Consider the following 10431-nt stretch of genomic DNA (forward strand, 5'->3'; position numbering starts at 1 on the left):
GGGAAAACCGCATGAAACCATCCGGACGCACCGGTATTTCATCCCCCCGGCCGGAAAAAAAAATTACTCTCCCGGTCTCGGTCCGGCCCGAATTAACCCCGAATCAGCTGTCGAAAGCACGAATTTTCCAATATTTACAGTAGTTTTCTTGAATATTCAAATATGTATATAATTATTGACAATACATGTATATGTGGGTAGTGTCCTAAATATAAATAATGAAAACGCGGGGGTGTAGAAGGCTAAAAAATCAATTTTCTGTTCATTTTCTTGTTTCTTTTTATGTTCTTTTACTTTACACTAGATTTGTTTGTAAGGGAGAAAGCACATGGCTTTATTAGACGAGCTTAAAAGGCGACGAGAGCAAATCCAAAAGGAGCTTCGGATGCTTTCGCAACTTTTGCTTCATCGTGCGTCTCTTGAGGCCGAACTTCAGGCAACCGATCTTCTCATTGAACGCACGGTTGTTCGTGAAAGGGAAGGGAAAAACCTTAAAATTCCAGAAAAATTTAAATTAAATCGAACACTTGAATCAACACCAAAAGAACTATCAAGTGGCGTAGCGCAGGATGTTTTTGAAGTCTTGGTAAAGAAGGAAAAGCCAATGCGGATAGTGGAAATTCAAAAGGATGTTTTGCAAAAAAATACTGGCATTACAAGGGCTTCAATTCGGCAAGCCCTTAAGAGAAATCCTGACCATTTCATGGAATATCAACCGCGACGATGGGGGCTTGTTCAGTGGCTAAAAGAGGATTGATGAGAAGACCGAGTCCCTGATTCGCAGACTTGTCCACCGGAATCAGGGGCGTAAAAAGAGAGGCCCGGCCAACGGTATCTTGGGGAAGAAACCGGAGGCCGGGCCAAGGTGGACTAATTTTAAACGGGCCTTTTGGGTGCGTGAACACCCGCAAGGCCCTGGATTCACATCCAGGGAGCAAGCCCCCAGATGCAAACCGTGTATGACGTATATAGTCCAAAAGGGACTAATCGTCAAGTTTTCACATCGGCTTGCTCCCATTTTCCAAGGAGCAAGTGCCGTGAATATCCTGCCAGTTGAACGCAAAATTCAGATTCTAAGTGCCCTTGTCGAAGGGTCCAGTATCCGCTCCATCGAGCGAATGACCAGAACGCACCGAGACACCATTTGCCGCCTTCTCAGGTCCACCGGCGAGCGGTGCCAAGCCATCATGGACGAGAAAATTCGGGGCATCTCATCAAGCGAAATTCAAATTGATGAGGCTTGGTGCTACGTCAAAAAGCGCGACCGCGCACTCAGGACGGATGATGGGCCGGAAGTGGGGGGTCAGTATGTATTTGTGGCCCTGGATGCGAACACCAAGCTAATCCCCTGCTTCGCTATTGGAAAGCGGGATCAGGCGACAGCCCTTCGCCTCATGAAATCCCTTGATGAGAGGGTGGTAACACGATTCCAGCTTACCACCGATTCCTTCCCTGGCTTCTTGTACGCTGTGGCAGATGTTTTTGGCTGGCATGGAATTGACTACGCTCAGATCAACAAGCGGTTTGCAGGTGCCTCTACGCCCGTGCGTGAGGGCTATGGCCCTTCAAAATTCATAAGAGTACGCAAGGTACCTATTATGGGGTATCCAGACCCCAAGAGAATCAGCACGTCTTACATCGAGCGTCAGAATCTCACCATGCGGATGCAGATGAGGCGGTTCACGCGCCTAACCAACGCCTTCTCAAAGAAGCTGGAAAACCTCAAGGCGGCTGTGGCCCTGCATTTTGCTTGGTACAACTTCGTGCGGGTGCATCAGACGTTGGGGACAACTCCGGCGGTTGCGGCGGGGGTAGCGGATCGGGTGTGGACAATAGGGGAATTAGTTACATAATATTGCCTAAAAAGGAATTGTTGATGCCTTTGAAATATCCACCAACTCCGGGCCAGATTGTGATTTGCGATTTTCGGGGCTATTTAGCAAATGAAATTACCAAGAAACGTCCTGTGGTTGTCGTGTCTCCAAGGAGCAGAACTGATCGGGTGTGTTCTGTGGTACCTGTAACGCATTCGGCCCCAATGCCCATGATGGACTATCATTACCTTCTTCCGCCGGGTGCGATACCGATGCTCGGGGAAAAAGACCTGGACCAATGGGTGAAATGCGATCTTGTGGCTACGGTTAGCCTTGATAGGCTTCATTACATCGGTCTCGGGAAAGACGAAAACGGCAAGCGGAAATATTTTTATACTGAATTAGAAAACAGATACTTAGAGGGAATTAGAGGGTGCATTAAATTTGCCTTGGGGATAAGATAGGCGTATATTACTTTACTACCCGCTTAGCCGGGCTTGAGACTCCCGAAAGGGAGCAGGCATCGCAGGGGTCGAGGGCAAGGCCAGCGATGCCTCAAAAATCCAACCCCGGGGCTTCTGCCCCGGGGTTTTTTTTGTGTGTGTGGGGGGTACCCCTGGAGTTTCACAGGGCACTTCACGGCTGAAATTAGGACACTACCTATATGTGTATATCTTTCACATCCTGCCTCCCCGGGCGGGAGGGCGATGAATTTCCATCCGGGCCACTCGCGCCCCCAACGAAAGGAGACCCGATGAATCTTCCGGCTTCCCCATGTGCGCCGCAGGTCTCCGCATCCGCTCCCGTGCTCTCCGGTCCGGCCGGGCCGTTCCCTCCACATCATCCTTTGTTTCTCTTTCCGGCGTCCGCACCTCCCTTTTTCCCGAAGGGAAAAGGGCCGGCGGGCGCTCCCTTCACAACTCCCTCCTCACCCCCTCCTTTTCAGCGGCCGGGCCGGGCCGGAGGCTTCACTTCCCATTTTCCCTCCAGAAGGAGACACACGATGCCATCCATCCGGCATGAACCCACCCAGCACACCGCCTACATCCACACGCACGAACGAAGCATCCGCGAGATGGCCGAAGAGGGCCTCGACCTCCCCGCCGAGGCCACCCTCCTCGCCTACCGCGACACCCGGAAGAACCAGCACCAAACCATTCTCCTCCCCAGCCGCAGCGCTGCCCTCGCCCGCGCCGCCCGGCTGGTGGAACACCGCCAGACCCGAAGAGCGGATGTGCGGCTCCTCTCTCTCGAAGAAGCGCTGTCGTAGAACGCCATTTTTTTTTCGGGAGACCAAGATGAACCGAACGGAAGGCAGCGAAAGAGCCGGAAGCCCGGCGCGGAAGAAAAGCCCGCCCAAGGCGAAGGAAGAGCGCCCGCGCCGCCCGCCCTGGTGGGCGCCCGACCCGCGGCCGGCGACGCAGATTTTCGAGGACGAGGTGTTTCTGACGAAGCAGATGCTCGCCCGGGTGCTGGGCTACCGGAACGTGCGGAGCATCGATCTGATCGTGGCCGAGGACTGCGCGAGCGAGGCGCCCTGCCTCCAGCCCATCTACCTGCGGCGGCCGCACGCGGAGCCGAATGACCGCCGCCCCCCCGGCGCGCCCTCGTTCAAGAGCGTGCGCTTCCGCCGGGAGGATGTGATCGCCTACGTCGAGAAGATGCGCGAGCCCTTTCCGGCCGATCTGGAGTGGCGCTTCGGGGGAAGGCGCGAGCCAGAGGGGTCCTAATATGCCCCTTCAACTGTATATTTCTGTGCACCTAATGATTTTTCGGTTTCCTATGAAAAATGACGATATATCGTTATTCTTGACGGAATTTCCGCTTTTAAAAGCTCCCGAATGTGCCAATAAATCAAAATCATATTGTATTTATTGATGTTTCCGGCAATATCAGCATTGGCATGAAAAATGCTTAAATTTAAAGTGAGGCTAAGAATCGGGACTGAACCCCCGATAAGGATATTGACTGGCCAGTACTTTGAGGGTTAAGTATGGCCCATGAGTAACCAGCAGAGGGAACTTCGGGTTTTGGCATTTCGCCGAAACAGTACTCGGGGTGTTCCTGCCGCGCTGTGAGGAGAGAAGATGAGTAATTACCCACTCTTCTTTACGCTACACAAAATTGTCATGGGAAATGGCTTTATTGTGAGCGTAGAGGCACGAGGAAAGGCTCTTGCGGTCCAGAACGAGGATGGTTTTTGGATTTTTGGCGTGAACCCCGGTGGAATTGGTGGTGGCGGGGAAAACCTCAAGGAATCTTACCAAGAATTTCGCGAAGGCTTTCTTTCAGTTTTGTACGATATTGCCGCTGCTGCGTCTACCTTTGAAGAATTCAAGAAAGAAGCTGAGGAGGTTTTTCATTCTGTTTGTGAGAAAAGCGAGCGAGAGTGGACAGAGGCCGTGGCTTTTGTGCGGGAAAATCATGTGGAAGCTGATATCCTGAACCTTGACAATAAAATAAAAGCAGATACTGAAGCTTTTCTGAACCTCGTTGAAATTCAACGTCCTATGGCTGTATTGAATGAGCGGGAGGACGAACAACAACTTGCAACCGCTGCCTAAATTGTAATGGCGAAAAGAGCATTAGTGCGCATGAATGAAGTCTGGGCAATGCGTGAAGAATGCGCGCCCGGCTTTACATCTCGAACCCGAATACATAATTTTTGGATTCGATATAAGGAAGAAAGTGGTGTTCTTCCTCTTGGCAAACATGGGAAAAGATCGAATCCCGAAATCTGGAGCGGCCACATAATAACGTTGAGCCGAAAACTGAAAATTGAAGATTGTGCAAAGCGTGTTATGCCAATTTTAGCCTAACTCAGTATCTTCTGTTAGAACCCATGGAAAAATTAATACTTCCACCGTTATTGGAGCCCTTTCCGGCCGATCTGGAGTGGCGCTTCGGGGGAAGGCGCGGGGACTAGAGCCGGCGGGTCTTCGAGCGGAGCTCATCGATCAGCACCCGCTCGTTCTCGGAATAATCCACCGGCACCTCGACGAGATGGACCCCGCCCGCATCGAGGCAGCCCTTGAGCGTGGGGGCGAGACTTTCGGCCGATTCCACGCGGTGGCCGCTTGCGCCGTAGCTCTCGGCGTAGCGGACGAAATCGGGGTTTCCGTAGTCGAGGCCGAAGTCGGGAAAGCCCATGCCGGTCTGCTTCCACTTGATCATGCCGTAGGCGTTGTCGCGCAGGACGAGCACCACCAGATCGAGCCCGAGGCGGACGGCGGTTTCCAGCTCCTGGGAGTTCATCATGAAGCCCCCATCCCCGCAGATGGCCATGACCGGGGTCTCGGGGTAGACCATCTTCGCCCCCATGGCCGAGGGAAGCCCGGCGCCCATGGTGGCGAGGGCGTTGTCGAGCAGGACGGTGTTCGGGCCGTGGGCCTTGTAGTTCCGGGCGAACCAGATCTTGTAGACGCCGTTATCGAGAGCGATGATGCTGCTTGAGGGCATCACCTCGCGGACCCGGGCCACGAGATACTGCGGGATGACGGGAAAGCGCGCGTCGTCCGTCCGCTCCGCCACATGGGCCTCCACCCCCTTTTTCACCTCCCCAAAGTAGGCGAAATCCCAGGCCGGGTTTTTTTCGAGCTTGGCGGAGAGCCGCTCGATCGTGTCCGCGATGTCGCCGATGACCTCGAGCTGGGGAAAGTAGACCTCATCCACGCTGGCCGAGAAGTTGTTGACGTGAATGACCTTCGTCCCCCCCCGCGCCATGAAAAAGGGCGGCTTTTCGATGACATCGTGCCCGACGTTGATGATGAGATCGGCGTGCTCGATGGCGAAGTGGAGATAATCTTGGCTGGAGAGCGCCGCCGTCCCCAGATACAGGGGATGTCGCTCGTCAATGACGCCCTTGCCCATCTGGGTGTTGAAGAAGTAGATGCCGGTCTTGTCCACGAATTCGGGCAGCGCCTGGCAGGTGCGGTTCCGGTTGGCGGCCGCCCCGATGAGGAGAAGGGGCCGCGCCGCGCCGCGAATCATCTCCGCCGCCTGATCGAGCGCTTTCTGATCGGCGTGCGGGCGTCTTCGGGTGTTCACCTCGAAGAGCTGCGCATCCGCCTCCTCGGCGGCGATGTCCTCGGGCAGCTCGATGTGGACGGCGCCGGGCCGCTCCTCCTCGGCCACCCGGATCGCCTCGCGCACCAGGACCGGAATGTTGTTTCCGTTCACCGCCTGGCGGGTGGACTTGGTGAGGGGGCGCATCATCTCGACCACGTCGATGATCTGGAAGCGGCCCTGCTTGCTCTTCTTGATGGGCTTCTGGCCGGTGATCATCAGGATCGGCATGCCGCCCAGCTGGGCGTAGGCGGCGGGGGTCACCAGATTGGTCGCGCCGGGCCCCAGGGTGGCGAGACAGACCCCCACCTTTCCGGTGAGGCGCCCGTAGGTCGCCGCCATGAAGCCCGCCCCCTGCTCGTGGCGGGTGAGGATGAGCTTGATCCGCGAGTTCCGCAGCGATTCGAGAAAGTCGAGGTTCTCCTCGCCGGGAACGCCGAAGACATACTCCACGCCCTCTTTTTCGAGCGCGCGGACGAAAAGGTCGGATGCTTTCATGGGTTCCTCATGGCCAGGCTTCTGGCATGGACAGGCTTCCGGCTAGGTGCCGATGACGAGCGCCGACTCCCGCTCCCTCATCAGGGCCAACACGGACAGATAGGTCATAATTCCCGTGCGGTGATTTTCGGAAGGGACGTTTTCGATCCGGAAGAAAAAGCGGCCGTGCGCGCCCACTGCCTCCACCTCGTGGATGTTCCGTTGAATCGTCGGGTCGCAGAAGATCCGGATGCGCGTCCTGCGCGGGCCGATGCCGGCGAGCGCCACCGCCGCCGAGACGTTGACGTTGGCCGGAAAACCCCGGCACGCCTCGAGGACATCGCCCTCGAAAATGACCTCGGGCGCCTGGATGCGCGCCAGATCGATTCCCTGTTCGACCACATAAGGAGCGCCGGCGAGGCTGGCCGGCGGCTTGCGCGTCGTCATCGTGACCGAATCGAGCCTTCCCTCGCGGGCCGCCTTGAGGCCGTCGAGGCCGATGATGGCGCACGAGGGCGCATAAATCCGCCCGCCGCCCCGCTCGGCGAGGGCCACCAAGTCCTCCCGATCGAGGAGGGCGCCGATCGAGGTGATGATGACTTCCTTCCCGAGGGGGAGGGCGGCCTCGCAGATGGGCGCTACGGTGGAAACCCCCGCCGCCTCGAGGATCACGTCGGCCCCCTGGACCACCCCCTCAATATCCGACAGCGCGGGCGGCGTCCTCAGCCCCTGAAGAAAAGAAGCTACTTTTCCAGGCGTACGGGTCGTGGCCACCGGAACCTGGACGGGTATCCGGCCCGCGTCCGCGGCCTTAACCACGGCCTTTCCAATCACGCCGAGACCCACCACGCCCAGCTTCACCACGCGCGTGCTCTCCCTGAAACCGGATCATCTCCGCAAACTGCCGGAATGTGTCTTTTCGTGAACTTAATGTAGCACACTTGGTTTCCCCGCCGTTTCCGGCGGGTTGACGCCCCCCGGAAATCCTGATTACATGCCCCCCCCATCAAAAGATGTGCCGGAGGGAAAACGGCTGCCGGGGGGGCGGCTGGCGCGCGTCTGCCTTCCCGAAAAATCCGCGCACGGAACAGACATTCAGCGGGATGTTTCTGTTCTTATGTTTCTGTTCTTGAAATCTCCGGGAGGGGGCGTGCCCCGCCGCCCGGGAAAACGCCAAGCCCGAAAAATACGGAAACTGGCACCAAGCGCTTCGAAAAGGAGGTTCCCCATGAAAAGCAGATGGATTCGGATTCTCTCTCTTTTGGCGGTCATCGGCGGCTTTCTCGCCCTGCCCGTCCACTCCGGTGCGGCCACGCTCCCCTGCCGCGCCGTCAAGCTGATCGTGCCCTGGGGCGCGGGCGGCGGTACGGACGTCATCTTCCGCGTCGTCGCCCGGACAGCGCAAAAGCACCTGGGCAAGGATATCGTCGTCGTCAACATCGGCGGCCAGGGCGGCAACAAGGGCGCCAAGGAGGCCATGCGGGCCAAGGCGAACGGTTGCACGCTCTTCGCGGGCCACGACTCGATGCAGACCTCCTATGTCGGAGGCCGGGTGGATTTCAACTACTTCGGCTTCGAGCCGGTCTCCCTGCTGACCTACACGCCCTCGATCCTCGGCGCCCATCCGGGAACGCCCTGGAAGAGCGCCCAGGATCTGGTCGCGCACGTGAAGAAGAACCCCAGCCAGGTGAAGTTCGGCGCCACCCTCGGCTCGACAAGCCACTTTTTCCCGGTGCTCGTGGAAGCCACCACGGGGGCGAAGTTCAAGTACGTGGCCTTCGACGGCACCCGCCAGCGGATGACCGCCCTGCTCGGCAAGCACATCGATCTCGGCGAACTCAACATCACGGCGGCCAAGAAGTACATCAAGTCGGGCCAGCTCAAGGGCCTCGGCATCGCCACCGAAAAGCGGGACCTCCGCCTGCCGGACATGCCCACCCTCCGCGAGCAGGGGATCGACGTCGTGACGGGCATCAACCGCGGCATATTCCTCCCGAAGGGAACGCCCGCCGCCATCGTGAAGATGTACTCGGATGTCCTCGGCAAGACGATGGCCGACGCCAAGGTCCGGGCGGATCTCGAGGCGAAGGGAACCATCATCCAGTACAAAAACCACGAGGAATACACCGCTTTCCTGAGAGACAACGCCACGATGATCGAGCGCGTCGCCAAACAGGTCGGACTCTACAAGCGGAAGAACTAGCCCGCCGGAAACGCATGGATCGGCCCGGGACGGCATTCGAAAGGATGCCGGCCCGGGTCATCCGGCTTTCTCTCTGGCTTTCTCTCTAGAATCAGGCCTGGACCCGGAGCCTACATGCGACTGCACGCCGACACCGTGATCGCCGCCCTCCTCATCGTCCTCTGCGCGGTGGCCTGGGGCGTCACCTACGCACTGCCGCCCGCCCCCTACGGAACGATGGGGCCGGCCCTCTTCCCCCGCGTGATTCTGGCCTTCCTCATTCCATTGAGCGTGATTTATTTCGTGCAGGGCCTGCTCCGCGATCTCCGCAAAGAGCACGAGGACACAAAAGCGAAGAACTTTTCCTTCGGATGGGTGCGCGAGTACAGCAACGTCATCATCTCTTTCTTCCTCTTTTCCGTGTTTCTCGTGGCGCTCCCCTATACGGGCTTCATCCTGACCGGCACGCTTTTCATTTTTCTCATGCTCTGGGTGCTGGGGCCGCGGGGGGCGCGCCAGATTCCGAAATACATCGCCATATCGGCGGGCGTCACGGGGGGGCTCTATCTGCTGTTCCGTTTCGTCCTGATCGTCATTCTTCCCGAGGGCGATTTATTCGACTGAGGAGAGCGAGAGCGGCCCATGCTGGAAAACGTTCTTCAAGCCTTCACCACCATTTTTCAAATCCACACGCTGATCCTGATAACGATCGGCACGCTGGCGGGCATCGTGGCGGGCGCCATTCCGGGCTTCACCATCGCGCTCGCCGTCATCCTCACGCTCCCCTTCACCTTCGGGATGACGCCCCTTCAGGGGCTGTCCACCATGCTGGGAGTGTTCGTGGGCGGCTTCTCGGGCGGGCTCATCTCCGGGACGCTGCTCGGCATCCCCGGCACGCCCTCATCGGTGGCCACCACCTTCGACGCCTTCCCGATGGCGCGGGGCGGAAAACCCGGCCTCGCGCTGGGGATCGGTATCTGGTCCTCGTTTTTCGGCGGGCTGATCGGGGCGGTGCTGCTCGTCACCGTCGCCCCGCCGCTCGCCCTGTTCGGGCTCAAGTTCGGCCCCTGGGAGTTTTTCTCCCTCTTCGTCTTTGCCCTGACGATCATCGCGAGCCTCTCGGGAGACTCCCTCCTCAAGGGCGCCATCGCGGGGCTGATGGGGCTTCTCCTGCGCACGGTGGGCGATGACGACATCACCGGCATCGAGCGCTTCACCTTCGGGACGGATGGGCTGCGGCAGGGCTTCGCGTTTCTCCCCGTCCTCATCGGCCTGTTCGCCTTCAGCCAGCTGTTGAGCGACGTCGAAACCAAGGAGGAGGCCCAGAGCTCTCTCATCGAAGCCAAGGCCCAGCACGTCAAGATCGAGCCCTGGAACGCCATCAAGACCATCCTCCGCCAGCCGGTGAACCTCATCCGCTCCTCGCTGATCGGCGTCTTCATCGGCGCGCTCCCGGCGGCGGGGGGGAGCATCTCGAACATCCTGAGCTACGATCAGGCCAAGAAAGCATCGAAGTATCCCGAAAAATTCGGCACCGGCATCCCCGACGGCGTCATCGCCTCAGAGGCCGCCAACAACGGAACCGCCGGCGGCGCCCTCATCACGATGATGGCGCTCGGCATCCCGGGCGACATCATCACGGCCGTCATGCTGGGCGCGCTCCTCATCCACAACATCGTGCCGAGCCCGACCTTCATCTCCGAGCGCCCCGATCTCTCCTACGGTATCTTCATCGCTTTCTTTCTCGCCCACTTCGTCATGATCGCGCTTCAGGCGATTGGCATGCGGGTTTTCCTCGCCGCGACGAAGCTGCCCAAATACGTTCTCGCCGCGACCATTCTCTTCTTCTGCGCGACGGGCGTCTTCGCGCTCAACAACATCATCTTCGACATC

At 58.2% G+C, this 10431-nt stretch carries 10 protein-coding genes; 8 read left to right on the forward strand and 2 right to left on the reverse strand.

Annotated elements, in window-relative coordinates; all coding sequences use genetic code 11:
- Window positions 1-328: 328 nt before the first annotated feature.
- The 5 genes from O2807_06155 (at window position 329) to O2807_06175 (ending at window position 4378) form a co-directional block, all read left to right on the forward strand.
- Window positions 329-757, forward strand: a complete 429-nt coding sequence (locus O2807_06155) for a hypothetical protein (protein ID MDA1000084.1) — start codon at window positions 329-331, stop codon at window positions 755-757.
- A gap of 430 nt (window positions 758-1187) precedes the next feature.
- Complete coding sequence (locus tag O2807_06160; protein MDA1000085.1) at window positions 1188-1853, forward strand: IS1 family transposase; 666 nt, start codon at window positions 1188-1190, stop codon at window positions 1851-1853.
- A gap of 964 nt (window positions 1854-2817) precedes the next feature.
- A complete protein-coding gene (locus tag O2807_06165; GenBank protein MDA1000086.1) occupies window positions 2818-3084 on the forward strand; it encodes a hypothetical protein in 267 nt (88 codons plus the stop codon).
- A 28-nt stretch (window positions 3085-3112) separates the two neighbouring features.
- Window positions 3113-3544, forward strand: coding sequence for a hypothetical protein (locus O2807_06170; protein MDA1000087.1), 432 nt, complete (start codon window positions 3113-3115; stop codon window positions 3542-3544).
- Window positions 3545-3901: 357 nt separating this feature from the next.
- Window positions 3902-4378 carry a hypothetical protein gene (locus O2807_06175; GenBank protein ID MDA1000088.1) on the forward strand — a complete coding sequence of 159 codons (477 nt, stop codon included), beginning with the start codon at window positions 3902-3904 and terminating at the stop codon, window positions 4376-4378.
- 358 nt (window positions 4379-4736) lie between these two features.
- Here the strand turns inward: O2807_06175 and O2807_06180 are convergent, their stop codons facing one another.
- A complete protein-coding gene (locus tag O2807_06180) occupies window positions 4737-6377 on the reverse strand; it encodes an acetolactate synthase large subunit (GenBank protein ID MDA1000089.1) in 1641 nt (546 codons plus the stop codon).
- 42 nt (window positions 6378-6419) lie between these two features.
- Window positions 6420-7220 (reverse strand): aspartate dehydrogenase, encoded by an 801-nt coding sequence (locus O2807_06185; GenBank protein ID MDA1000090.1) that lies wholly within the window; start codon window positions 7218-7220, stop codon window positions 6420-6422.
- 364 nt (window positions 7221-7584) lie between these two features.
- Here O2807_06185 and O2807_06190 point away from each other — a divergent pair, with 364 nt between their 5' ends.
- The 3 genes from O2807_06190 to O2807_06200 form a co-directional block, all read left to right on the forward strand.
- Window positions 7585-8559 (forward strand): tripartite tricarboxylate transporter substrate binding protein, encoded by a 975-nt coding sequence (locus O2807_06190; protein MDA1000091.1) that lies wholly within the window; start codon window positions 7585-7587, stop codon window positions 8557-8559.
- A 114-nt stretch (window positions 8560-8673) separates the two neighbouring features.
- Window positions 8674-9162, forward strand: coding sequence for a tripartite tricarboxylate transporter TctB family protein (locus tag O2807_06195; protein ID MDA1000092.1), 489 nt, complete (start codon window positions 8674-8676; stop codon window positions 9160-9162).
- A gap of 18 nt (window positions 9163-9180) precedes the next feature.
- On the forward strand, window positions 9181-10431 hold a 1251-nt coding region (locus tag O2807_06200; GenBank protein MDA1000093.1), incomplete at its 3' end, for a tripartite tricarboxylate transporter permease.

Source organism: bacterium, from assembly GCA_027622355.1.
In the GTDB taxonomy this organism is placed as follows: Bacteria; UBA8248; UBA8248; order UBA8248; family UBA8248; genus JAQBZT01.

Coding starts and splice junctions, on each gene's coding strand:
- O2807_06155 (MDA1000084.1), top strand. CDS start 329: ATGGCTTTATTAGACGAGCTTAAAAGGCGACGAGAGCAAATCCAAAAG.
- O2807_06160 (MDA1000085.1), top strand. CDS start 1,188: ATGGACGAGAAAATTCGGGGCATCTCATCAAGCGAAATTCAAATTGAT.
- O2807_06165 (MDA1000086.1), top strand. CDS start 2,818: ATGCCATCCATCCGGCATGAACCCACCCAGCACACCGCCTACATCCAC.
- O2807_06170 (MDA1000087.1), top strand. CDS start 3,113: ATGAACCGAACGGAAGGCAGCGAAAGAGCCGGAAGCCCGGCGCGGAAG.
- O2807_06175 (MDA1000088.1), top strand. CDS start 3,902: ATGAGTAATTACCCACTCTTCTTTACGCTACACAAAATTGTCATGGGA.
- O2807_06180 (MDA1000089.1), bottom strand. CDS start 6,377: ATGAAAGCATCCGACCTTTTCGTCCGCGCGCTCGAAAAAGAGGGCGTG.
- O2807_06190 (MDA1000091.1), top strand. CDS start 7,585: ATGAAAAGCAGATGGATTCGGATTCTCTCTCTTTTGGCGGTCATCGGC.
- O2807_06195 (MDA1000092.1), top strand. CDS start 8,674: ATGCGACTGCACGCCGACACCGTGATCGCCGCCCTCCTCATCGTCCTC.